The following is a 23056-nucleotide window of genomic DNA, read 5'->3' as shown; positions in this document are numbered from 1 at the left end:
CTATCTATTTGTCCTTCTCGTCTACTTCTTCGGCCTTTAACCTGCCGCCCTTAACTGTTGATCTGCGATCTGCCTGGGCAGCATCAAGGGCGCGCCCTGCTGAAGAAAAGAGTGAAAGCTCGTTCCAAATCCCAGAGGATAGGGTCCTCCGGAAATCACTTCGATGCAGAGCATGAACTCTGTCTCGGTGGTGATATCGTTTATTGGAAGATTTGCGCGCCCCTGGGTCCAGCGATGCTTGCCTTCCTCCAGCACATCCCATCCAGGTAGATTGGGCTGGGTAAGATGGATGTCGATCTCGGTCGTCTGACGACTATCGTAGATGACGATATCCTGAACCAGAACGCCGAGAAGACGCTGATCGTCAATGAAGGGGCCAATTGCTTCCGAGGGTTTGAAAACCCGGGAGACGAGGTGCAGATTGCGCAGATCCGCCGGGACCATGAAGACATACCAGTTCCCCTTGCGTCTCAGCGGCTTTATCCGTCTGCCATCATCGGCCTCCAGATAAAGGCCAGAGTCCTCGATAGAGGGGTTCAGGCTCGCAGGTGAGTGGCCTGTGAGACCCAGCCCGCGACCCTCGAGTTCACGGTAGATCGGCTCGACAAAGCAACGCTCGACGCAGAGCGGTAGGGCCGGGACAGGCGGCACGAATGATTTGAAGAATTTCCCTTCATTTTCGAGGTCGTTGCTATCGAGAAAGCTTTCGGTCAACACGTGCTCCGCCTGGATGATCGAATGCTCTTCCAGCTTGATATGGAAATAGTCATAGCAAGATAGACGTTTGTCATATGCAATAGTGGTATGATTAACGAGCATACGTATGGGTACGAGGCGACCCTTGAACACAAAGCAATGCTCGTCCGTCACCCACATGTCTCGTACCGGACAACCTTTGGAGAAAGCACTACGCATGATACGTACGGGATAACTTGCCGATTTAACGTCGAAGATCGGTACTTCGACGTGACTGACATGTGTCCAAATCACACGTCGAGCACCTGTTAAGCGACCCATACTGTCATAGGTCGTGACCAGATCTCCCTCCTTGATTTCCTCTACCGGGATATCGCCGAGCGATGTGGTAATAAGTGTCCCGCGAAGGAAACACGTGATCATTTGTCCGCTGGTGATGCCCAGATACCCATTGCCGTTTACCGTCGGGTTGAAGACAGAGCCTTGGCTTACCCGTACGACTCCGCCAGTGGTAATGAATGGGCTGGACATAACGCCACCAGACAATACTTGGACATTTGAGGCGTCAAATCCGGTGTTAATGTAGGTGTTGCTAATCGCAGCCCCTCCAGAGTACACAATCCCGCCGTCTGAGTCCAAAGTACTCGCCGATACCAGACCTCCTGCCGATACGAAAACACTCCCGTTCTGTACATAGGATGAAACGAGAGTGCCGCCCCCTTGGATATAGACTTGGGGCCATTGTAACCCCACATATTGGAGGTAGACACCCGAGGCTACCGCCCCCGAAGTAACCGTGAGGTTGCCGCCGGAAATACGAATCGGTCCCGCCAACGTTACAGTTCCACTCTGGTAAACGGTCTTGCCGTCTACGAGGACTGCTGACCAGTTACCTGCAACGACTGTCGCGTTTGGGGCGAAGACAAGTGGATCAGGAATTTTCCCGCTTCCTACGACCGCACCATTGAACACCGCATTACCACCAGTGAGAGACGGTTGTCCTCCTATGACGGCACCCGGATACGCGGCCAATGAGCCGCCGCTCCCGACTACTGGGCTTGTGGCTGTCCCCCCCGAACTGACGAAGAAACCATTCACCGGCCGATCTATGCTGAAGATACGATCTTCTAGGGATGAGCCCCCGCTCATGATGATGGCAGTGTTGGATTCGATATCATTCGATATCGACTTTCCGCCACTGAAGACCGTGAAGAAAGCCTCGCGGATATATGAAGAAGTTAGGATGCCGCCCGCGGACACATTCACACGGCAATAGCCGCCTGAGTTGCTGAAGAATACGTTGGAGACCGTCGCGCCCGACATGATGTTCAGGGTTGCGCCATTGAACTGGACGGGGGGATCGACCACGGTGGCCCCGCTCTGAAAGACGGTGACACCTCCTGAATTTACGGCGCTCCACGTACCGGTGAGGATGCGGGCATTTGGATCGGGCTGGAAGGCCATGGGCGTTTCGCCTCTCTGCTGCGGCGAACGATAGATCGCGCTTTTGCTTTCTCCCTGCGACTGAGTAATCAGTCCTCAATCTTGACAGTAAAACTGCTCAGAAAACCCTATTATCGTAGTAATATCCGGGTGCAGATCAGTTCATCTTCGGGTATTAGAGAGAGTATGATGCGACTATCGTTCGTCTGTCGATGTTGTTGAGAGAGAAACTATCGGCAGTAGCGGTGCTCGCGATATTATCTTTGCCTCAAGGCACGATGAAAATTGGAACACATGTGACTTCGTGTTGCAGAGACCCTGGGCCCGATCGATGAGCAACCAATCGCTCACCCCGGAGGTATCGGATTCGCCCATGCTTCTACGATTTTGCGAAACCGTTCGATGATGCCCAGATTTGGCGAATGCGTGCGCCAGACCACCCCACTTGCGAGAAGGATATCGTCATCGGTGGGGTCATGGCTGAAGCTCGGCAGAGTGACACCTGCGTTGCTGAGCATCGTGTTCGTAGCGATGGTCATGGCGTTGCACGCGACGATAAGCGGACGCGCGTCATAGGCGGAGTTAAGTTCGATGACGTTTGCAGGGCTGTACAGATTGCGCGATGCGAGCAGGGATTCAAATCGGTCGCGAATTGCGAAGCCCGGTATCGGCAGGACCCAGTTGCGCAACCTGAAATCCGCCCAGTTATCGAGCGCCGCCGAGAGGCTCATCGTGCCCTCCAGCGACACAGCGAAGCAGCGTTCATCCAGCAGGATCTGACTGGATAGGGCAGGGAAATTCTCGATCTGATGCAATGCGATGAAGCCGATATCGTATCGATCCTGTTGCAAGCCATCCAGCAGCGAGGCTCTATCGATCTGCATGATCTTGAGCCTCAACGCAGGTATCTGCTGCCGCAACACGCCCGCCGCGTGCATTGCGATTGCTGAGAGCGACGGTGACTGATAGCCGATGGTTAGCGATTGTGGCGTGTTGAAAAGATTGTCCTGAATCTCGGCAGAAAGTTTTCTCAGCTCGGCCGTGATAATTCCTGAGGAACGGACCAGGAGGTGGCACAGATCGGTGGGCACCATTCCTGACCGGGTCCTGTCAAACAGCTTGTGCCCAATAATCGCTTCGATTTCTGCGCAAGCTTTCGAGATCGCAGGCGGCGTGAGGCCCAGATTGGCGCTGGCAACACTGATATGACCGGTGTTGAAAATCTCGGTAACAACACGCAGATGGCGCAGCTTGAGGTACTGGTCCAGATTGGCTGGCATTGGTATAGTCCCGTCCGGTTAGGGATGCAGAGCGGCTTACTGCGCTTTCTGCCCTTGTCTCAATACGCCCGGAAAGACAAGGCATCCATAAATCGGGTCGTGACTTGTGATGGGCGCAGGAGTTATTTGCCGAACCCCGCGATGTATCCATGCGCGTCCGGCCAGCACTTCGCCTGGGCTCAGGCAGCGGCACTGTTTGATTGAGCTTGTCCGGGCCTTTTTCACGCGGACGTCACGGGATTTTCCCCGCGACGCCCTGCGGATGTCAGTCGATCGATTTGAGGATGCGGCCGATCGTCTCGAAGATGCGATCGATCTCGTTCTTCTCGATGATCAGCGGCGGTGAAATGGCAAGGATGTCACCCGTGTAGCGCAGCAGCAGCCCTTCATGGAAAGCGCGCTCGAACACCTCGAAGGCCCGCGTCGTCTTGGCGGTGCGGGGGGCGAGTTCGATACCGGCCACAAGCCCTTCATTGCGGATATCGACCACATGAGGCGCACCCTTCAACGAATGGGCAGCCTCCTCGAAATACGGCGAGAGCGCGGCTGCGCGTTCGAACAGATGCTCCTCGGCATAGGTGTCAAGTGTGGCAATGGCCGCAGCACAGGCGATGGGGTGGGCCGAATAGGTGTAGCCATGCGGCAGGTCGATGGCCTCGCGCGGTCCCTGCATGAACGCCTCGAAAATCTCGTCGGATACGATATTGGCACCCATCGGGATCGTACCATTGGTGATACCCTTGGCCACCGTCATGATGTCGGGCACGACGCCGTATTTCTCGGCGGCGAAAGACGCGCCCAGACGACCGAAACCGGTGATGACCTCATCGAAAATCAGCACGATGCCATGCTTGGTGCAGATCTCGCGCAGGCGTTTGAGATAGCCCTTCGGCGCTGGCAGCACGCCTGTCGAGCCAGCCATGGGCTCGACGATAACAGCCGCAATGTTCGAGGCGTCATGAAGGGCGACGATGCGCTCCAGATCGTCAGCCAGTTCCGCGCCATGTTCCGGCAAGCCGCGCGAGAAGGCGTTGCGACGCAGATCGAGCGTATGGGGCAGATGGTCCACTCCGGTCAGCAGCGAACCATAGAGCTTGCGATTGCCCGAAATGCCGCCGACCGAAATGCCGCCAAACCCGACGCCATGATAGGCGCGTTCACGTCCGATCAGACGGGTGCGTGTGCCTTCGCCGCGCAGGCGATGATAGGCGATGGCGATCTTGAGCGCCGTATCGCCGGCTTCAGAGCCGGAATTGCAGAAGAAAACGTGGTTGAGCGGGTTCGGGGCCAGGCGCGCGACACGGTCTGCGGCCTCGAAAGCCAGGGGGTGGCCCATCTGGAAAGCGGGGGCAAAATCGAGGGTCGCGACCGTCTTTTGCACGGCTTCCACGATACGTGGTGCCCCGTGGCCTGCATTGACGCACCAGAGACCGGCGCAACCATCCAGGACTTCGCGGCCTTTATCATCCCGGTAATACATACCTTTTGCCGAAACGAGCATGCGCGGGGCATCGCGAAACTGGCGATTGGCCGTGAAGGGCAGCCAGAGGGCGTCGTGATTGCTGTCGGCAAATGGTGTGGTCATTGTCTCGATCCGGCTCCTTGTGGAAACATCAGGAGAAAATCGTGGCACGGGGCGCAGGATCTGGAAAGTAAGAAGAACTTGCGCAAGCTTTAATTCGGCAGGGGGTAAGATGGGTTCGGCTCGAGGGGCGCTGCTCGCGCTGGCAGTGGGGGCTTTTGCCATAGGCACGACCGAGTTCACCCCGATGGGGTTGTTACCGGTCATCGCCCAGGATCTTCACATCAGCGTGCCCAAGGCCGGGTCGCTCGTGAGTGCCTATGCCTTCGGTGTCATGTTGGGGGCGCCCATCATGACGCTGCTGCTGGGGGCCGTATCGCGCAAGGCCGCCCTGGTCGGGCTGATGGGGCTTTACATTATCGGCAACCTTGGTGCCGGGCTCAGTCATAGCTATGCCGTTCTGATGATCTGGCGAGTGATCACCAGCCTGTCACACGGGGCGTTTTTCGGCCTCGGGGCTGTCGAGGCGTCGAGTGTCGTGGCACCCGAGCGTCGTGCCTCGGCGGTGGCGTCGATGTTCATGGGGCTGACCATCGCGAATATCTTCGGGGTGCCTGCGGCAACCTGGCTGGGCGACACCATGGGGTGGCGTAGCGCCTTTCTGGTGACGGCGCTGCTCGGCGCCCTGGCCGTGCTGGCCCTCAGCATGGCCCTGCCACCACGGGGCAGCAATCCACGCCCGGACATCCTTGGCGAATTGCGCGTTCTGGCAGGCGGTGAGGTGTTGCTGGCCCTTGCCGTCACCACGCTCGGTGCGGGGATCATGTTTGTTCTCTACACCTATATCGCCCCCTTCCTGCACAGCATCACCCATGCCAGTGAGGGACTCGTTACCCTCGCGCTCATGACGATCGGCGTCGGTTTCAGCATCGGCGCAGCGCTTGGCGGTCGTCTGGCCGATCGCTCCACGCGTTTTGCCCTGTTGCTGATGCTGCCTGTCCTGGGTGGCATCATGCTGATCTACCCGTTCATTGCGGTCACGCCGATCGGTGCGATACTCGGTATTCTGGTCTGGAGTGCGGCCTCTTTCGCCATCATGCCAGCGTTGCAGATGCGCACGATGCAGGCGGCGCAACGTGCCCCGGCTTTGGCGTCGTCAGTCAATATCGGCGCGTTCAACCTTGGTAACGCGCTTGGTGCCTGGCTGGGCGGCGCGGTTCTGTATCAGGGGCTGGGCTATGGAGCTGTTTCGATGAGCGGCGCCGCACTCGCCGCGCTCGCTATCCTGATCGTTCTGCTCGTTCGTGTCCCCTCAGCGGCCCGAGGATGAACAGCCAATCGGGCCTTCTCCGCAGCGAAGGCCTCAGGCCGTTATGTCCTTCCGGGCGAGAACGAGGGCCAGAATTGTTTCCGCCGCAGCATGGAAATCGCTTTCTTCAAGCGTTTCCTTGCCAAGCAGGGCGGTTACCTGAGGCTGCATATCTGCATACCACTGGGTCATGGCCCACAGACAGAAGAGGAAATGCGTCGGATCGACCTGCGGAATCTCGCCCCGCTCCATCCAGACCCTGAATGTCTCACCGAACGGCGTTATCGCCTCACGCAGGGTTGTCGAGAGATAATCATGCAGATAGCGCGCCCCTCCAATGATTTCGTGCGCGAATAGGCGTGACGCATGGGGATTGGCGCGTGAGAAGGCGAGCTTGGAGCCGATATAGGCGCGTAGGGCTGTAGAGGCTTTATTTTCGGGGCGAAGCCATATTTCACATTCCCGAAGCCATTCCTGCACGGTGCGCCGAAGCACTTCCTGATACAGGGTCTCTTTTGTTGAGAAATAATAATGAATATTGGCTTTGGGAATACCAGCTTCCCGGGCCACGGCAGCAATGCTCGCACCGCTGAATCCATGTTCGGAGAAGATCTTTTCCGCGGCTTCCAGAATGGTCACGACCGCAATTTCCCGAGGCGCGCCCAAAATCATCTCCCGACTGCTTCGTTGTATACGACCGTGTCTAGGCGGATATTAGGGTAATTGCAAGTAGTTGCAACGCTATTCGGGTTATCTGAACCAGAATTTACAAAATAGGCTTTCCGTGCGTTTGTGCACAAGAGGGATAGACGAAGAGGAGATGTTCTGTTTCACTTGGGGAACGAGATATCAATACAGGACGGGGCAGGTATGAAAAACGATTGTTTGAGGCAAGGACATGCTCCGGCGCACCGGTCTTGTGAGCCGTCTCTACAGCTGTGAAGATAACGCAATTGTATCTCGGCTTTACAGGAGCGCCGCCTGCCATGAACTATTCGTCTATCGTCCATGCCGTTTTTCGCTGGCGCGCAAATCATTTCGGGCGCGCATTAGCGCTTGCCGCTTTGTTTGGGGTAACGGCAGCGGGTGCTGCTCACGCGGCACCGGCTAATGTGGGCGATGCAGAGATTGCCGCTACCGCCTACCATGATAGCGGGGCCTATGATCGTGAGTTCGCCGCCGTGATCGAGGAGGCATCGGAGTGGGTTCGTCTGCGTGCTGCGCATGTGAGCAAGCCGGCCATTGTCCTGGATATCGACGAGACATCGCTCTCCAACTGGCCTGAGATACAGGCCAATCATTTTGCCTATTTCCATGATGGTCAGTGCGATGTCCTGCCCAAGGGACCGTGCGGCGTGATGGCCTGGGAAATGAGCGCCAAGGCGCAGGCCTTTCCCTCCACGCTTGCCCTTTATCGTATGGCCCAGCAGCACGATGTGTCGGTGTTTTTCGTGACCGGACGCAGTGAGAACGAGCGAGCCGATACGGCGCATAACCTTGAGACTGCGGGTTATAAGGGCTGGTCGGGCCTCGTGCTCAGGCCTGAGGGCAGCCATACGCCGTCGGCCTCGGATTACAAGGCGGCGGCCCGAAGCGAAATCGAACAGAAGGGCTATCACATCATTGCCAATATCGGTGATCAGCCGTCCGATCTCGCAGGTGGTCACGCCGATCGCGGCTTCCTTCTTCCCAATCCATTTTACCGGGTGCCCTGACATGCAGAACAAAGCGCTCCGTGACCTCGCCGACCGGGTTCATGAGGATCTTCAGAAAATCGCCTATGCGTCGGGTCCCTGGGTCTCGTCCACGCTGACCCATCATGGTGAGCCGGTGCTCGATGTTGCGGTGATCGGTGGCGGGCAGGGAGGTCTCTCGACCTCTTTCGCTCTGCGTCGCATTGGCGTGCATAACGTCCGGGTATTCGAGCGCGCAAAAAAGGGGCAGGCGGGACCCTGGGTTACTTTTGCCCGTATGATCACGCTGCGTACGCCCAAGCATGTGACTGGCCCCGATCTCGGCATCCCCTCACTGACGCCGCGAAGCTGGTTTGAGGCGCGTTATGGCAAGGATGCATGGGAGTCGCTGGGCAAGATCGACCGACGCGACTGGCAGGCCTATCTCGACTGGTATGAGGAGACACTTGCCCTGCCTGTAGAGCATGACCGTGAACTGGTTGATGTTGTCTGGCAGGATGGCCTGCTGCATCTTCAGTTCCGCTCGCAGGAGGGAGATATCTCTTACGTCTGGGCTCGCCGCCTCGTGCTGGCGACCGGCATTGAGGGCAGCGGGTCATGGCATGTGCCGGAATTCATACGCGAGGCGGTGCCCAGCCATCTCTACGCCCACACGCATCAGCCGATCGATTTCGAGGCGTTGCGTGGCAAGCGTGTCGGTGTGCTCGGCGGTGGCGCCTCGGCCTTCGATAATGCGGCGACCGCGCTGGAAGCTGGTGCCAGTTCGGTTGCCGTCTGCATACGCCGCAAGACCCTGCCGCGCATCAACCCGTATCGCTGGATGGAAAATGCGGGGTTCCTGGCCCATTTCCCGGCGCTGCCCGATCTGACACGCTGGCGCTTCATGCGTCGCATCTTCGACCTCAATCAGCCGCCGCCGCAGGATACGTTCTGGCGTTGCAGCCGTCATGACGGGTTCAGCTTCCATGGCGATACCCCTTGGCTGGGCGCGCGCTGTGAGGGTGAGACCATCACCGTCGATACGCCTCACGGGACGATGGAATTTGACTTCCTGATTATCGGCACCGGCTTCGTGATCGATTTCAGCAAGCGGCCGGAAACAGCCTCGTTTGCCGGAAACGTTGCGCTGTGGCGCGATCGGTTCGAGGCCCCAGAGGGCGAGGAAAGCGCTGTTCTGGACTCCTATCCCTATCTTGGCCCGCAGAGCCAGTTCCTGCCGCGCGACCCGGCTCATCCGGATGCCGCCATGCTGGGGGCGATCTATAACTTCACCTTTGCAGCGACGCCGAGCATGGGGCTTTCGGGTGCCTCGATCAGCGGCATGCGCTATGGCGTGGACCGTCTGGCCCGCTCGATCGCCTGCGATCTGTTCGTCCAGGACGGTGAAAAGCACCTTGAGAGCCTGCTCGCCTATGACGCGGAGGAACTCGTCAGTCTCGGTCGGGAGGGTGAGGAGCAGGCATGATTGATGAGGCTACGCTCAATGCGCGTGCGGCTGCGCTCGATCTGACGATTCCGATCGATTGCCAACCCGGCGTGCTGGAGAATCTCGCCCTGCTCGCCCGGTACCAGAATCTCGTCCTGTCGCTCGATCTGCCGGAGCGCTTTGAGCCCGCTTTCGAGTATCATCCATGAACGCCACCGAGATTGCGCGCGCTGTCAGATCGGGCGAACGCAGCGCCTTTGACCTGATCGAGAGCTGCCTCGACCGTGTCACCCAGCGCGATGGCACCATCAATGCTGTCACGCGCCTGCTGTCGGAGCGGGCGCTCAATCAGGCGCGCCGCATCGATGCTCTTGTGGCCGAGGGGATCGACCCCGGACCGCTGGCGGGTGTGCCTTTTGGCATCAAGGACCTGTTTGATGTGCAAGGTCTGGTCACTACGGCGGGGTCGAAGGTGCTGGCCAGCGAAGCGCCGGCCGATTGCGATGCGCTGCTGGTCAGCAGGCTGATCGAGGCTGGTGCCATACCGCTCGCCACGACCAATATGGATGAATTTGCCTACGGTTTTGCGACAGACAATGCCCATTATGGCATGACGAAAAACCCGCATGACAGTGCGCGTCTCGCCGGTGGGTCTTCCGGCGGGTCTGCGGCAGGCGTCGCTGCGGGATATTTCCCGCTCTCCCTGGGCTCCGACACGAACGGCTCGATTCGTGTGCCGGCATCGCTTTGTGGCGTGTGGGGGCTGCGTGCCACACAGGGCCTGCTGCCTGTGTCGGGGTCTTATCCTTTTGTCGCCAGTCTCGATACGGTCGGGCCTTTCACGGCAAGCGCTGCCGATATGCGGGTGATGGTGGAGGTGCTGAGCGCGTCATCTCTGGCGCGGGTGGATGTTGCAGGGCTGAAAATGGCGCGGCTTGGTGGCTGGTTTACCCAGGAGATATCGCCGGAGATGGAAGCCGCTTTCGCAGCTTTCTGCACGGCCCTGTCGATACGCAGAGAGATCGTTCTGCCAGAGGTTGCAACGGCGCGTGCCGCGGCATTTGTCATCAGCGCATCCGAAGGGGCAGGGCTGCATCTCGATCGCCTGCGTCACAGCCCGGAGCAGTATGACCCTGCGGTGCGTGATCGCCTGCTCGCAGGGGCTCTTGTCCCGGCGCCGCATGTTTTCAGGGCGCACAAGATCCGTCACTGGTTTCGTGAGCGCATGCATGAGGCCTTTCTTGAGGCGGATATTCTGGTTGCACCCGCCGTGGTCGGCCCGGCTCCGCGGATCGATACACCCGTCATCGAAATTGGTGGTCAACCGGTTTCCGCGCGTGCCAATCTCGGCCTTTACACCCAGCCCCTGACTCTGGCCGGTTTCCCTGTCCTGACAGTGCCTCTGGCCATTGACGCTAATACCGGTAGCGGGATGCCGCTTGGCGTCCAACTCGTGGCGCAGCCGGGGCGGGAAGATCGTCTTGTCGCGCTCGGTGAGGCGCTGGAACGCGCTGGCGTCGCTCGCGCCCGTATTCTGGAGGATTGATGCTTTTCAGCGCACGCTCCCGCAAGGGAATGGTTACCGCCCCGCATCATCTTGCGGCACAGGCGGGGCGGGATATTCTCAAGGCAGGAGGCAACGCGGTCGAGGCAGCTGTGGCCGTGGCGGCAACCCTGTCGGTGGTTTATCCGCATATGACCGGCCTTGGGGGAGATGGCTTCTGGCTCATTCGCCGCCCTGATGGCGAAACCGTGGCCATTGATGCGTGCGGCAGGCTCGCCCAGAACGCGACTCCCGAACTCTATGCGGAATGTGACAGTGTGCCCTGGCGTGGCGGGCTGGCAGCCAACACAGTTGCGGGTACGGTTGCGGGCTGGTCGCGAGCGCTCGCCTATGCAGGAGGGGCGTTGCCTCTCTCGACATTGCTGGCCGACGCCATCGATCACGCCGAGAGCGGCATGGTGGTTACGGAAAGCATGGCCGGGCTTATGGCGGCCCATCTGGACGTGTTGAGCTACATGCCCAATTTCAGTGGCCTGTTCCTGCCACAAGGCGATATGCCGATTGCGGGCGCCGTGCACAGCAATCCGGCGCTGGCGCGCACATTGCGACGTCTCGCCAATGCCGGTCTTGGCGATTTTTATCATGGCAAGCTGGCCGATCAGATCGCGGCTGATCTTGCGTCTTGCGGTTCGCCGGTTAGCCGCGACGACCTCAACCACCATGAAGCGCTCCTGACGAAACCGCTCGAGACCACACTGCATCATGGTCGTTTCTTCAACATGGTCGCACCCACGCAGGGCGCGGCTTCCCTGCTGATTCTGGCTCTGGCCGAACGGCTGGGCGTGACCGGGGCTGATACGGTTGACGACATTCATCGCTGGGTTGAAGCGACAAAGGCCGCCTTCATCTGGCGTGATCGCGTGATTGCCGATCCTGCTATCATGGAAACCTCTCCACAGGCGCTTTTGTCCGATCAGGCTGCTCTGGATGATATGGCGGCCTCCATTGATCTGACCCGAGCGGCACCCTGGCCCCATCAGACCCAGCAGGGCGATACCACGTGGTTTGGCGTGATGGACTCGCAGGGCTGGGCCGTCAGCATGATCCAGAGCCTTTATTTCGAATTCGGCTCGGGCATCGTGCTGCCGGAGAGCGGCCTGGTATGGCAGAACCGCGGAGCCAGTTTCGACCTCGTGCCCGGGCGTCTGCGCAGCCTCGTGCCTGGGCGCAAGCCTTTCCACACGCTCAACCCCGCCATGGCCGCGCTCAATGATGGGAGCTTGCTCGCCTATGGCACGATGGGCGGCGAGGGGCAGCCGCAGACCCAGGCAGCCATCGCGGCGCGCAACGTCATTGCCGGGCTGAGCCTTCAGGAATCGATCACGGCACCGCGCTGGCTTCTGGGGCGCACCTGGGGTGAAACCACCACAACGCTCAAGATGGAAACGCGCTTTGGTCCGGAAATCCTAGAGGGGCTGAGCGCGCTTGGTCACGACGTCGAGAGTCTGACGCCATTTGCCACGGCAATGGGTCATGCCGGGGCCATTCGGCGCTATGAGGATGGCACAATGGAAGGGGCCACCGACCCGCGCAGCGATGGCGGCGTGGCGGCGCTTTGAATGGGAGAGAACGAACAGGCATGACACAGGCATATCCACGCGACCTGCTGGGCTATGGTGCCAATCCCCCCGAGGCTGCATGGCCGGGCGGCGCCCGCATCGCCGTCCAGTTCGTTCTGAATTACGAGGAAGGCGCCGAAAACAACGTTCTGCATGGCGATGCCGGTTCCGAGGCCTTTCTGTCGGAAATGGTCGGTACCCGTTCGATCACCGGTGCGCGCTGCATGCAGATGGAAAGCCTGTACGAATACGGCTCTCGCGCAGGCTTCTGGCGTCTCCACCGGCTTTTCACCGAGGCAGGTTTACCCCTCACGGTTTTCGGTGTGGCAATGGCTCTTGCCCGCAATCCCGATGCTGTAGCGGCCATGAAGCAGGCAGGCTGGGAGATTGCGTCCCACGGCTACCGATGGATCGATTATCAGGACATCCCTGAAGCAATGGAGCGTGAGCATATCCGGGAAGCCATCAGGCTGCATGAAGAGGTCACGGGAGAGGCCCCGCTGGGCTGGTATCAGGGTCGTACCAGCCCGAACACTGCCCGGATTGTCGCCGAGGAAGGCTACTTCGTTTACGATGCCGATTCCTATGCCGATGATCTGCCCTATTACGACCGTCGTTATGGCCGGGCGCAGCTGATCGTGCCTTACACGCTCGATGTGAACGACATGAAGCTCGTGGCGCTCAATGGTTTTACCGAAGGCGAGCAGTTCTTCCGTTATCTGCGTGATACGTTCGACATGCTGTATCAGGAGGGCGGGCGTATGATGTCTGTCGGCCTGCATTGTCGCCTTGCAGGCAGGCCCGCCCGTGCGCTGGCGCTCAAACGTTTCATCGCCCATGTTCAGGCCCATCAGGATGCATGGGTTGCGACACGGCTCGATATCGCCCGTCACTGGCAGGAGCATCACCCCGCATGATCACCGCGAACACTCGGGAAGAATTCGTATCGGCCTATGGCGATATTTACGAGCACACGCCCTGGATCGTGGCCGAGGCGTGGCCTCAGGCGCCTTTTTCAGGCCCGGAGGACATGATTGCCGCAACATCGCAGATCATACTTGATGCCGATCACGACAGGCAGAAAGCGCTGGTCAAGGCCCATCCGGAGCTCGCACGTAAGTTTGGTGTGGACCCCGATCTGGGCAGACTCTCGGCGGCCGAGCAGGAGGGGGCGGGTCTCGACAGGTTGAGCGAGGCTGAATTCATCGCCTTCCGCGCTTTGAACGAAGCCTATCAGGCACGTTTCGACATGCCTTTCGTCATCTGTGTCCGACAGGCCACCAAGGAGCGTATGCGTCAGGAGATAGAACGTCGGCTGGCGCAGTCACCGCAGGAGGAACTGGCTGAGGCTCTCGGTCAGATCGACCAGATTGCATTGCTCAGACTGAAGGACAGGACAGCATCATGACCAGCCTTTCCACCCATGTTCTCGATACGGCAGGGGGCGTGCCCGCACAGGGTATGACGATCACCCTGCTTCATGATGATCGCGTGCTCTTTTCGGGTGTGACAAATGAGGATGGCCGCTGTCCCGGCCTGAAGGATATTGCGGTCGGGGCAGGTGCTTATGTGCTTCGCTTCAACGTGGCGACCTATTTCAGGGGGCGTGGGCATGATCTGCCCGAGCCGCCTTTTCTGGATGTGGTGCAGATCGATTTCGGCATGACAAAAACCGGGCATTACCATGTGCCGCTACTGGTCTCGCCCTTCGGCTATTCCACCTATCGCGGAAGTTGATACGCGTCATTCTGTATGGCGCGGGATACGCATGAAAAAAGGGAGAAAGGCGCAGGCCCTTCTCCCTTTTTTAGTCGTCTTTCTTCCATGACGCGGAGCAGGGCTCCGCGCCCGGCGCGATCAGAAGTTCAGACCAGCCTGCAGGAAGATGTAACGGCCCAGATAGAAGCCGTTGTAGGTGGTATCAGCCGAGTTCGAGGCTGCGTTGAGAACGAAAGGAGGGTTCTTGCCAGCAATGTTCTGCACGCCACCCTCAAAGTTCCAGCGCTTCCAAGCATAACCGATAGAGATATCCTGCTGGACCATCGCAGGTGTCTTGATACGGGCATTGGCAGCAGGGTTTTCCTCACTGAGGAAAGCTGATCCGTCATTCCAGTTCATGCCGCCGATATACTGGAACATGTAGGAAATCCGGAACGCATCGTGCTGCCATGTAAGAGTGGCGTAGTCGCGCACACGTGGCTGACCGACACCACTCTGATAGAACAGGGCGCCTGTCTGGTTCAGATACGCGCCGCCAGGCTGCTGCTGCTGCTTGTACTTGACCAACTGCTGGAAATTGTTGTCGACGATGAAAGAGTCGTGCCGGGTCACTCTCCAGCGATAATTCAGGTCGAAGTCGATACCGCTGGTGAGCAGGTCGCCAAGGTTCTGGTCGAGCGCCGAAACCGTGTTGATCTGCCCATTCGAAAGGCGATCGATCGAGTTGCAGTACGATTGTACGCCGCCCTCGTAGCACTGATTGAGGATGTACTGTGTTGGCAGCGAGTTGATCAGACCACCGATCGTGTAGTGCCAGTATGTAACCGAGGCTGCGAGACCAGGAATCCAGCGCGGCGTGAGCACGGTACCAAATGTATAGGTACGACCCGTCTCAGGACGCAAGGCCACGTTGCCGCCCTGCAAGGTTGGAACCTGGCCCGAATTGGCTGAATTGAAGTTCTGGGGGTTGGCCACGCCGCCCTTGATGCAGTTGGCAATAAGGCCAGGGCTGGTTGCACCGGCGCAGGGGTCGGAAGCCGAGACATAACTGAGGCCCACACCGCCATAGAGTTCATACACATTTGGCTGACGGAAGGAAGTGCCGATCGTGCCACGGAAACGGATATCACGCGTGGGCGCCCAATCGATGCCTGCCTTCCAGTTCTTGGCTCCACCGAAGGTGTTGTACGACGAGTAACGGCCCTGACCGTCGATCGACAGGTCCTTGGCGAAGGCAACGTCCTTGAGGAGCTGCGCATGTCCCTGGATATAGCCTTCCGTCACGTTAAAGCCACCTGAGGTAGGCTCTACCGTATTGGTCAGGGAGTAGCCGCTTACAACGAGCGGGTCAGGGTTATTGCTCAGCTGTTCGCCACGGTGCTCCATACCCAGCGCAACACCAAAGTCGCCACCGCCCTTCCAGGGCATATGAACGAGATGGTTATTGTGGATGCGCAGGTTCAGGTCACGGAGTTGATACATGGTGTGCTGATACGTCGTATAATTGGCGTATTGCACAGCGCCCGGCGAGAGGCGCGTGAAGGCGTTGGACTGTACGCAGCCCGGTGAACCTGCGCAGGAATTCGGATTATAGACCAGAGCGCCGTTCGGGTCGTTCGGGTCAGCATAGGGCTCCAGTCCCCATTCCTGGAGAAGCTTGGAGTAGTCTCCGACGCCCTGCAGTTCGTTCGTCACCTGGCTGGCACCGTAGGTGTAAGACAGATCGTACTTCCAGTCGTGGACGATATCGCCACGCATGCCGACCATGCCGGTGACAGTATCATTCGCATTATTATTGGTGCGCGGTCCGAACTCGTTCAGACGACGGTACAGTTGAAGATCCTCTCCCGCCGTATTGCCGGGATAACCCGACGGCAGAATGATGCCGTTTGGTAGAGGCGAGGGGGGAACGCTGCCAATTGCCGGTTCAGGGGCGAGCTGGGTTTTCGATGTACGGTGCGCGTAGAGGACGTTGGAATAAACGTCGAAGTGGCGATTGAACTCGTAATGCAGATCTCCTGAAAGGGTGGAGTCCTGCAGAGCATTCACAAGCCACTGGTTTTGAGCATAGTTATAACGCTTGCTTTTGCTATAGGGGCTTAGCGATCCATTATCGAGATTACCAACATAGGTGTTCTCACTGCCGAAATACGTACCGCCGGGTGTGATGATTGAACCGACCTGCAGGTTCGAGTTGGTCGGATAAGCCCCTACCGCCCCAAGAGGTACCCTGGACCAGGAGCGATCGCGCTGTGTCACGCCGCCCTGCGTCATATAGCTTCCACCAAGCGTCAGGTTGCCCTTGTCATGATCGAAGTTCCAGCCCTTCATGGCGGAGATCATGCCGGTGCGGTTGTCACCATGACCGGTGATACCGCCGCGAATTGTGACGGACCCTGTGTTCAGATCATGACGTAACTTGATGTTGAGGACGCCCGATACGGCATCTGCACCGTAGAGCTCTGAGCCACCATCTTTCAGGATTTCGATCGACTGCACCATCTGTACCGGGATGGTGTTGAGGTCGATACAGTTGCTATTGCCGTTCGGCGTCGTGCGCTTGCCGTCGACAAGAACGAGGACGCGGTTTTGGCCCAGGTTGCGCAAATCGACGCAGGACGCCCCGTTGCCGCCATTGGTATTGCTATTGCTCGTTCCGCTGGCGCCGATTGAAGGCAGACGCGACAGGAAGTCGTTAAGGTTCGTCGCACCTGTTTGCTGGATCTGCTTGGACGTGACGATCTGTACCGGATTGGCACTGGTATTATTGGCCGTGGTGAGTGCCGAACCGACGACAATCAACTCCTCAGACTTGCCACCCTGTGAGAACGATACAGCACTTGCCGGCGCAACATTGCGCAGTGCGTTCTGCGAGCGTGTGGGGACCATCGTGGCTGCGGGCGCTGTCTGGGCGCCGAGCTGCGGTCCGTTGACCGGACGAGCGGTGGTCTTGCGAGCCGTGCTGTGCCTGGCCGCCTTGCGATGATGGGTGGTCGCTGCAGCCGTCTGCGCATGGGCTGCGACATTCGTTACGACAGGGGAAAGGATGATGGCCGCGCCCAGCAGCAATCGTCCTCGTCTCTGCAAATTAACGATTTTCATAAAAGTTTGCCCTCGGAATAACTTGGTTTCACAAGGCTGCGGTTTCTATCTTTTTATTGCAAGGTCGTTATCGTTCTGTGACGTTACGTTGCTGCAAACCACTTGGGCGATGTTGCAAAATTGCATCGTTTTGTTGCCACAACGGCGAGCTACCCCCAGTTCCTCGCGCGAAGGGTGAGGTAGCCGATAAGGTTTGGTTGGGTGCTCTGCGCAGGCGGGCTGGTGTACAAGCCCGGGAGAGAGACGGTCGGCAGCACCATCACGCGATTCGGCGACGGCGTTCCTTAACCTTCAGATTTCATTAAGGACCCGCCGGGATAGCGCTGGCCGGCGCATCCCTTTACCGCGCCCGGTGAGGCGTGCATTCGGGAGATGCTGGTCGTGTGGCTCAGTAGGATTTCAGCAGCTTGTCCAGATAGTCGAGCTCGCTCTGGGGGCGTGTCCGATCTGCATCACGTCGGCGAAGCTCGCGCTCGATTTCCCTGGCTTTTTCGCGGCTGTCTGCTTCCGGCACTGTGCCGTCCGTGTCAGCGCCGGAATGGCCCTTACCGGTTTTACGGCCGAGGGGATCGCGGTCGCTCTTGTTCCCGGACTGGCCGTCTCCGTCGTCGTCATCGTCGCTATCAGCCTGGCTCTGGCCTTTTTTGTCCTTGCCACCCTGGGCGTGGCCCGAGCTTCCCATTGTGGGCAGCAAGGCGAGCGGTCCACCGCCATGGTTCTTGCCTTTCTGTGCCTCGCTCATCTGCTGGCCAGTTTCGGCGAGATCCTTCAGCACCTTGCGTATGGCAATTTCAGCGGGTCCGTCCTGTGCTGAGGCCAAGGCTGCACGCGCTGCCTTCATGTCCTGATAGGCCTTGGTCAGGCCCGGCATCGTCTTGCCGGTCAAGCCCTTGATGTCGTCATTGAGCAGACGGGCCACCATTTGCAGGGCACGCTGGACAGCATGATCGTCGCGCCTCTCCTCGTGCTGCAGCGCGATTTCTTCTGGTGAAAGAGAGGGAGGCTGGGCGGGGGGCGCTGCCTCATCCATATCTGGTGGCGGGGCCATCCCGAGGCGCTTGAGTAACTCAGCGGTGGACATGGCACTGACATCCTGCCCCGGGGCATTCTGGTTCAGCATGGCCTCGTGCGCGGCGCGCTGGCCAGGGTTCAGGCGGGACTGGGCATGGTCGAGCAGGGTGGTTTCACGTTTGACGAGATCATGCAGGGTCGCTTTCTGGGCTCGCGCCCGTGCCTGCGCCTGAAGCTGCTGGGCGATCTGCGCCAGGTCCTCTGGGGTAGCCGTGCGCATACGCTCGGCCATTCGCGAAAGGTCGTCCAGCCTTTTGATCGCCTGATCGGCATTGCCATTGGCCGCATCCGATTGGAGGCGGCGCATGAGCCTCGATACCGGGTCCGATCCATCATCGGGTGAGTCACCGATGTCGGGAATAACCGTACCAAGCTGCATGCTGCGTTGCATCAGGGCCTGCATGCGTCGGCTCAGAGCCTCGCGCAGGGTTTTCATGCGCGAGGCGAGTTCCTGCTGCTCGGCCTCGCTATGCCCGGCAGGGCCCAGCGCACGCATATGAGCGATCTGGTCCTGCACGGCCTTCTGCGCCGCGCGAATCTCCAGATTGGCCTGCGCCGTGTCGCGGTCCGAGTTGCGCAGGTCTTCCAGATACAGCGCGACAGCCCAGGTGAGCCCGATCGTGTTCTCTCGGGCTCCGTCTGAATCCTGATCCTCAAGCTGGGCGGCGGCATAGAGGAGCGCGAGGATGCTGCCTTTCTCCTGCATCGGCAATGCGCTCGCAATCGCTCTCAGCTCATCGGCGGTCTGTGCGGGAGTTTCGCGGTCGAGCCCAAAACGATGCCTCAGGCTCACCAAGGCGCGGGCTGCAGGATCATGAAACACCCTGACAGGAAGCGTCACCGTCTCGGATTTGCTGTAGGCTGTCCTTCCACTGCGGCTCGTGGCCTTGAGCCGAAGCGCAACTGCCTCTCCCGCCCATAGCGAAGCGGTGAGGTCGCTCTGGAACGTGCCGTCTGCCTTGTTGGGCACCCCTTTGAGCGGAATGGGTACGTTCAGCGCAGGCTTGTCCGGATTGGCCTCGAGTGTGATTTCTGCCTGTAGCCCCGCCACGCCATGTGCCTGGGCAACCCGCCAGGGCATGGCAAGATCGGTGCCGTCTTTTACGGGCGCTGGTGGTGACGTCCACGCAACCTCGGGGGCGAGGTCGGGGTCGATCTCGAATTGCCATTCGCCAACCGTCCGGCCACGTGAACGGACAGAAATCCTGCCGCTATGAGCGAGTTTGGCCGTGAAGCTCCAGCTTCCGGAATCGAGTTGCTTCGTGGCGACATCGCTCGTTTCGATACCCAGAAGATGGGGGCCGGAGCGTGCGCCGGTGACATGAATGGTGAGTTTCGCGTCCTGCGGAAGGCGTGGCGGCGTGGTGGTGTTCGTCAGGAATACGGGCGCGCCGGGGGCATAATCCGGCATGTCGACCCAGGCCTCGATCTGCGGCAACGGGACATCGATATCATCCACGCCCGGTAGGAAGGCGGCCTCGAGCCGCGAGGGTGCCGCCGGACCCGACAGGGCGAGTGTCGCGATCAGGCAGATCCCGAATCCCGCCCAGCCGAATTTTAGGCCGGTGGTCCAGATCAGTCGTGGCCAGCCCGTGCGCAACCGCCCAACGCTGTCGCGCAGACGGGCCATATGCACGCGCCACAGGGCGGTTTCCTCGCCATCAGCCGGATAGTCATCAAGTGCGGCGAGAGGCTGATGCGATAACCCGGAAGCCCGCTCGATGCGCCTGTCTATGAGGGCGGGTGAGGGCGGGGGCAAACGCGTTAGATTGCGGGCAGCAAGGGCGATGGCCCCTCCTGCAACGCCCGCCAGCAGAAAGGCGTGCAGCGTGTCCGGCAAGGACTGCGGAAGGCGCAGCAACCCCGATATGGCGTAGGCACCTACGAGCGCCAGAGGGCGCTGGACGGCAGACCAGGCGGATTCGAGCCAGAGCACACGTCTTGCTCGATGACGCGCTTTGAGGACGCGTATTTCGAGCGTAAGGCTGGAGCCGGAGGACGGTGCGGGCGGCGCCATGCTCATTCGCTATCCAGCCACTCCGGTATGCTGTCATCACCCCAGAGCGCCTCGACCCGTTGCCGCTTGCGCACCACTTGCCACTGGCCGTTTTCAATCATGACCTGTGCTGCGAGGGGGCGACTATTGTAGGTCGAACTCATGACGGCGCCATAGGCCCCCGTATCGAGAATGGCGATCTGATCGCCCGTGCGTACCGCAGGCAAAAGTCGGTCCTTGGCCAGAACGTCACTCGACTCGCAAACGGGCCCCACGACGGTCTGGGGGGCCGTTTCAGCATAGGCAAGATCGGGCGCAAGCGGGATGATGCCGTGCCAGGCTCCGTAGAGGCTTGGGCGCGCCAGATCGTTCATCGCCGCATCCACGATCACGAAGTCCGAAATACCCTCGCGCTGGGCTTTGAGATCGATCACCGAGGCCAGAAGGACGCCGGCCGGTGCTGCGATCCAGCGACCGGGCTCAATGGCGAGTTTCAGATCGAGATGGCCCAGTGTCTCGGCAATTGCCCCGGCGAGCGCGGCCGGGGGGGGAGCGAGTTCGTCACGATAGCGCACACCCAGACCGCCGCCACAATCCACCACCGAAACACTTAGGCCTTCTTCGCGCAAACCGACCACCATCTCGGCGATACGGGCATAGGCGGCCTTGAACGGGGCAGGCGATAGTATCTGGCTGCCGATATGGGTCGCCAGCCCGCGGATATCGATACCCGGCAGGGTGCTGGCTTCGCGGTAGAGGGCCGGGACATCGGCCCAGTCGATTCCGAACTTGTCGCCTAGTCGCCCCGTGCTGATTTTGTCGTGGGTTTCCGCATCGATATGCGGGTTGACGCGCAGGGCCACCCGGGCCGTGAGGCTGGAGGCGCGGGCAAGGTGCGAAAGGCGCCGTAGCTCCTCCACGCTCTCCACATTGATCTGGCCGATATCTTCCTGCAGGGCGAGCATGAGCTCGGCATCTGTCTTGCCGACACCTGAGAACACGATCTGCGACGGGCTGATTCCGGCGGCAAGAGCGCGGCGCAACTCGCCACCGCTCACGACATCGGCGCCACAACCCTCCTGATGCAGAACGGTCAGGGTCGCGAGATGGTCATTCGCCTTGAGCGCATAATGCAGCGATATGTCGATGCCACGCTCAGTGAAGGCTTTCCTGAGATTGCGGGTACGCCGTCTGAGCGTCCCTGCGCCCGTGACCCAGCATGGTGTGCCAACCGCGCTTGCTATTGTCTGGAGGGGAACCCCCTCAAACAGCAGACCATCCTGCCCATCCATATGCAACGAGGGGCGAGAGGCGAGAAGGTTCATGATATCAGGGTCGTGGCGTGTCATGAATGACAGACTACAAGGGCAATCTGCGGCTTCCAAGCCGCGATTATGCAAGGGAGAAGGATATTTGATGAGCAGGGACCTGATCGAGGCGGCCCTGGCCGCGCGCAAGCGAGCCTATGCACCCTATTCGCGATTCCATGTCGGGGCTGCGCTGCGCTGTGAGGGGGCGATCCATGCCGGGTGTAATGTGGAAAACGCAGCCTATCCCCAAGGAAGTTGTGCGGAGGCGGGGGCGATTGCCGCAATGGTCATGGCCGGTGGGCGCCGGATCGACGAGATCGTGATTGTCGGGTCGGGTGAAGCGCCCTGCACCCCATGCGGAGGCTGTCGCCAGAGATTGCGCGAATTTGGCGCGCCGGATCTGGCCATCAAGATCGTCAACACGGAAGGTAAGCCTCTGCTTGAGACAACGCTTGAAGCCCTGCTTCCGTGGTCTTTCGGGCCCGATCATCTTGCGCAGAGCACGGATGAGGTGTCAGGCGGAGCAGTGTCATGAAGGCCGCAACAGGGTGGGTGGCGCGTCACAGGGTTTGCGGCACGCTGTTCGCGAGTGTCGCTCTTGCTGCACTGGCCTGTATTTCGCCGGGGGCGGCCTTGGCGGCAGGACCGCAGAAATCCCCCTTGGTGGGTGTCGGTTCGGGCATGCGACATGTTGTTGATGTCAACCGGACGCCCTGGCGTATTCTGGGACGTGTGCAGACCGAACTCGGTGTGAAATGCACCGGATTTCTCGTTGCACCCTCTGTCATCATGACAGCGGCTCATTGCCTGTGGCGTGATGAGGCTGCCAATTTCGTGCAGCCTTCCAGTGTGCATTTCATGCTCGGTTATGACACAGGAGCGTGGCGGGCCACGGCGCGAGGGGTAAAGTTCATCATTCCCCCAGCCTATGATCCGTTTCACCCGCTACGCACCAGCCAGGCCGATCATGCGACCGTCATACTGGATCAGCCTCTCATGAAATCGCAGGATCTGCTGCCGATCGTGGCGGCAACCGCTGGTCAGACTGCGATGCTGGCCGGGTATCAGCAAGACCGCATGGAACTTGCCATGGGTGACATGGACTGCCATGTGATTCGAGTGCGAGGCCAGTTGATCGACCACGATTGTGCTGCGACCCATGGAGCAAGTGGCGCGCCGCTGTTGATTCGTGAGGGGACCGGCTGGGCCATTGCCGGTATTGATGTCACGGCACATGAAGGACAGGGGGGCACGGCAGCCGGTTTCGCTAACGAATTGATTGTTAACAAAACTGTTAGGTAGAACACGACTGTCATCCTGAAAACCAAAGCCCTCAATTCTCGTTGATATGGCTCAAGGCTCTCA

18 protein-coding genes are annotated in these 23056 nt (G+C 59.6%); 11 read left to right on the top strand and 7 right to left on the bottom strand.

Going from position 1 to position 23056, the window contains the following annotated elements; all coding sequences use genetic code 11:
* Window positions 1–36: 36 nt before the first annotated feature.
* The 3 genes from Asbog_RS14260 to Asbog_RS08560 all read right to left on the bottom strand — a co-directional run bounded on the left by Asbog_RS14260 (window position 37) and on the right by Asbog_RS08560 (window position 5004).
* Window positions 37–2160, bottom strand: a complete 2124-nt coding sequence (locus Asbog_RS14260; protein ID WP_083510797.1) for a Hint domain-containing protein — start codon at window positions 2158–2160, stop codon at window positions 37–39.
* A gap of 326 nt (window positions 2161–2486) precedes the next feature.
* The gene (locus Asbog_RS08565; RefSeq protein WP_062164810.1) at window positions 2487–3419 is read right to left on the bottom strand and encodes a LysR family transcriptional regulator; all 933 of its coding nucleotides are present in this window, start codon (window positions 3417–3419) and stop codon (window positions 2487–2489) included.
* A gap of 265 nt (window positions 3420–3684) precedes the next feature.
* Window positions 3685–5004 (bottom strand): aspartate aminotransferase family protein, encoded by a 1320-nt coding sequence (locus Asbog_RS08560; protein WP_062164809.1) that lies wholly within the window; start codon window positions 5002–5004, stop codon window positions 3685–3687.
* A gap of 109 nt (window positions 5005–5113) precedes the next feature.
* On the opposite strand from Asbog_RS08560, the gene Asbog_RS08555 reads away from it, so the two are divergent.
* Window positions 5114–6271: an MFS transporter gene (locus Asbog_RS08555; RefSeq protein WP_062164808.1), complete on the top strand. Its 1158-nt coding sequence runs from the start codon at window positions 5114–5116 to the stop codon at window positions 6269–6271.
* A 33-nt stretch (window positions 6272–6304) separates the two neighbouring features.
* On the opposite strand, the gene Asbog_RS08550 is transcribed toward Asbog_RS08555, so the two are convergent.
* Complete coding sequence (locus Asbog_RS08550) at window positions 6305–6922, bottom strand: TetR/AcrR family transcriptional regulator (RefSeq protein WP_062164807.1); 618 nt, start codon at window positions 6920–6922, stop codon at window positions 6305–6307.
* Between the two features lie 314 nt (window positions 6923–7236).
* Here Asbog_RS08550 and Asbog_RS08545 point away from each other — a divergent pair, with 314 nt between their 5' ends.
* From Asbog_RS08545 to uraH, 8 genes are read left to right on the top strand one after another with little or no spacing between them, the layout of a single operon-like run.
* Window positions 7237–7965 carry an HAD family acid phosphatase gene (locus Asbog_RS08545; protein ID WP_062164806.1) on the top strand — a complete coding sequence of 243 codons (729 nt, stop codon included), beginning with the start codon at window positions 7237–7239 and terminating at the stop codon, window positions 7963–7965.
* A gap of 1 nt (window position 7966) precedes the next feature.
* Window positions 7967–9409 carry an NAD(P)-binding domain-containing protein gene (locus tag Asbog_RS08540; RefSeq protein ID WP_062164805.1) on the top strand — a complete coding sequence of 481 codons (1443 nt, stop codon included), beginning with the start codon at window positions 7967–7969 and terminating at the stop codon, window positions 9407–9409.
* Complete coding sequence (locus tag Asbog_RS14255; RefSeq protein WP_083510796.1) at window positions 9406–9579, top strand: DUF4089 domain-containing protein; 174 nt, start codon at window positions 9406–9408, stop codon at window positions 9577–9579. Before Asbog_RS08540 ends, Asbog_RS14255 begins: the two co-directional genes overlap by 4 nt.
* A complete protein-coding gene (locus tag Asbog_RS08535) occupies window positions 9576–10916 on the top strand; it encodes an AtzE family amidohydrolase (RefSeq protein ID WP_062164804.1) in 1341 nt (446 codons plus the stop codon). Before Asbog_RS14255 ends, Asbog_RS08535 begins: the two co-directional genes overlap by 4 nt.
* A complete protein-coding gene (locus Asbog_RS08530; RefSeq protein WP_062164803.1) occupies window positions 10916–12493 on the top strand; it encodes a gamma-glutamyltransferase family protein in 1578 nt (525 codons plus the stop codon). The genes Asbog_RS08535 and Asbog_RS08530 overlap by 1 nt, the downstream gene beginning before the upstream one ends.
* Window positions 12494–12513: 20 nt before the next feature.
* Entirely contained in the window at window positions 12514–13410 is an 897-nt protein-coding gene (gene puuE / locus Asbog_RS08525; protein ID WP_062164802.1) for an allantoinase PuuE, read from the top strand.
* Window positions 13407–13901: a 2-oxo-4-hydroxy-4-carboxy-5-ureidoimidazoline decarboxylase gene (gene uraD, locus Asbog_RS14545; protein WP_062164801.1), complete on the top strand. Its 495-nt coding sequence runs from the start codon at window positions 13407–13409 to the stop codon at window positions 13899–13901. Before puuE ends, uraD begins: the two co-directional genes overlap by 4 nt.
* The gene (uraH, locus tag Asbog_RS14540) at window positions 13898–14230 is read left to right on the top strand and encodes a hydroxyisourate hydrolase (protein ID WP_062164800.1); all 333 of its coding nucleotides are present in this window, start codon (window positions 13898–13900) and stop codon (window positions 14228–14230) included. The genes uraD and uraH overlap by 4 nt, the downstream gene beginning before the upstream one ends.
* A gap of 120 nt (window positions 14231–14350) precedes the next feature.
* Here the strand turns inward: uraH and Asbog_RS08510 are convergent, their stop codons facing one another.
* The 3 genes from Asbog_RS08510 to lysA form a co-directional block, all read right to left on the bottom strand.
* On the bottom strand, window positions 14351–17314 hold the full coding sequence (locus Asbog_RS08510) for a TonB-dependent receptor plug domain-containing protein (protein ID WP_062164799.1): 2964 nt from the start codon (window positions 17312–17314) through the stop codon (window positions 14351–14353).
* A 388-nt stretch (window positions 17315–17702) separates the two neighbouring features.
* On the bottom strand, window positions 17703–20402 hold the full coding sequence (locus tag Asbog_RS08505) for a DUF4175 domain-containing protein (protein ID WP_062164798.1): 2700 nt from the start codon (window positions 20400–20402) through the stop codon (window positions 17703–17705).
* Window positions 20403–20404: 2 nt separating this feature from the next.
* On the bottom strand, window positions 20405–21706 hold the full coding sequence (lysA, locus tag Asbog_RS08500; RefSeq protein ID WP_231944547.1) for a diaminopimelate decarboxylase: 1302 nt from the start codon (window positions 21704–21706) through the stop codon (window positions 20405–20407).
* On the opposite strand from lysA, the gene Asbog_RS08495 reads away from it, so the two are divergent.
* Together Asbog_RS08495 and Asbog_RS08490 are read left to right on the top strand one after the other, a co-directional pair.
* Window positions 21705–22226 carry a cytidine deaminase gene (locus Asbog_RS08495; protein WP_343206277.1) on the top strand — a complete coding sequence of 174 codons (522 nt, stop codon included), beginning with the start codon at window positions 21705–21707 and terminating at the stop codon, window positions 22224–22226. The genes lysA and Asbog_RS08495 overlap by 2 nt on opposite strands.
* Window positions 22223–22993, top strand: coding sequence for a trypsin-like serine peptidase (locus Asbog_RS08490; RefSeq protein ID WP_062164796.1), 771 nt, complete (start codon window positions 22223–22225; stop codon window positions 22991–22993). Before Asbog_RS08495 ends, Asbog_RS08490 begins: the two co-directional genes overlap by 4 nt.
* Window positions 22994–23056 lie beyond the last annotated feature (63 nt).

The sequence above is a fragment of the Asaia bogorensis NBRC 16594 genome, from assembly GCF_001547995.1.
Classification (GTDB): Bacteria; Pseudomonadota; Alphaproteobacteria; order Acetobacterales; family Acetobacteraceae; genus Asaia; species Asaia bogorensis.
This window is presented reverse-complemented; position numbering and strand designations above follow the sequence as displayed.

Coding starts and splice junctions, on each gene's coding strand:
- Asbog_RS14260 (WP_083510797.1), bottom strand. CDS start 2,160: ATGGCCTTCCAGCCCGATCCAAATGCCCGCATCCTCACCGGTACGTGG.
- Asbog_RS08565 (WP_062164810.1), bottom strand. CDS start 3,419: ATGCCAGCCAATCTGGACCAGTACCTCAAGCTGCGCCATCTGCGTGTT.
- Asbog_RS08560 (WP_062164809.1), bottom strand. CDS start 5,004: ATGACCACACCATTTGCCGACAGCAATCACGACGCCCTCTGGCTGCCC.
- Asbog_RS08555 (WP_062164808.1), top strand. CDS start 5,114: ATGGGTTCGGCTCGAGGGGCGCTGCTCGCGCTGGCAGTGGGGGCTTTT.
- Asbog_RS08550 (WP_062164807.1), bottom strand. CDS start 6,922: ATGATTTTGGGCGCGCCTCGGGAAATTGCGGTCGTGACCATTCTGGAA.
- Asbog_RS08545 (WP_062164806.1), top strand. CDS start 7,237: ATGAACTATTCGTCTATCGTCCATGCCGTTTTTCGCTGGCGCGCAAAT.
- Asbog_RS08540 (WP_062164805.1), top strand. CDS start 7,967: ATGCAGAACAAAGCGCTCCGTGACCTCGCCGACCGGGTTCATGAGGAT.
- Asbog_RS14255 (WP_083510796.1), top strand. CDS start 9,406: ATGATTGATGAGGCTACGCTCAATGCGCGTGCGGCTGCGCTCGATCTG.
- Asbog_RS08535 (WP_062164804.1), top strand. CDS start 9,576: ATGAACGCCACCGAGATTGCGCGCGCTGTCAGATCGGGCGAACGCAGC.
- Asbog_RS08530 (WP_062164803.1), top strand. CDS start 10,916: ATGCTTTTCAGCGCACGCTCCCGCAAGGGAATGGTTACCGCCCCGCAT.
- puuE (WP_062164802.1), top strand. CDS start 12,514: ATGACACAGGCATATCCACGCGACCTGCTGGGCTATGGTGCCAATCCC.
- uraD (WP_062164801.1), top strand. CDS start 13,407: ATGATCACCGCGAACACTCGGGAAGAATTCGTATCGGCCTATGGCGAT.
- uraH (WP_062164800.1), top strand. CDS start 13,898: ATGACCAGCCTTTCCACCCATGTTCTCGATACGGCAGGGGGCGTGCCC.
- Asbog_RS08510 (WP_062164799.1), bottom strand. CDS start 17,314: ATGAAAATCGTTAATTTGCAGAGACGAGGACGATTGCTGCTGGGCGCG.
- Asbog_RS08505 (WP_062164798.1), bottom strand. CDS start 20,402: ATGGCGCCGCCCGCACCGTCCTCCGGCTCCAGCCTTACGCTCGAAATA.
- Asbog_RS08495 (WP_343206277.1), top strand. CDS start 21,705: ATGATATCAGGGTCGTGGCGTGTCATGAATGACAGACTACAAGGGCAA.
- lysA (WP_231944547.1), bottom strand. CDS start 21,706: ATGAACCTTCTCGCCTCTCGCCCCTCGTTGCATATGGATGGGCAGGAT.
- Asbog_RS08490 (WP_062164796.1), top strand. CDS start 22,223: ATGAAGGCCGCAACAGGGTGGGTGGCGCGTCACAGGGTTTGCGGCACG.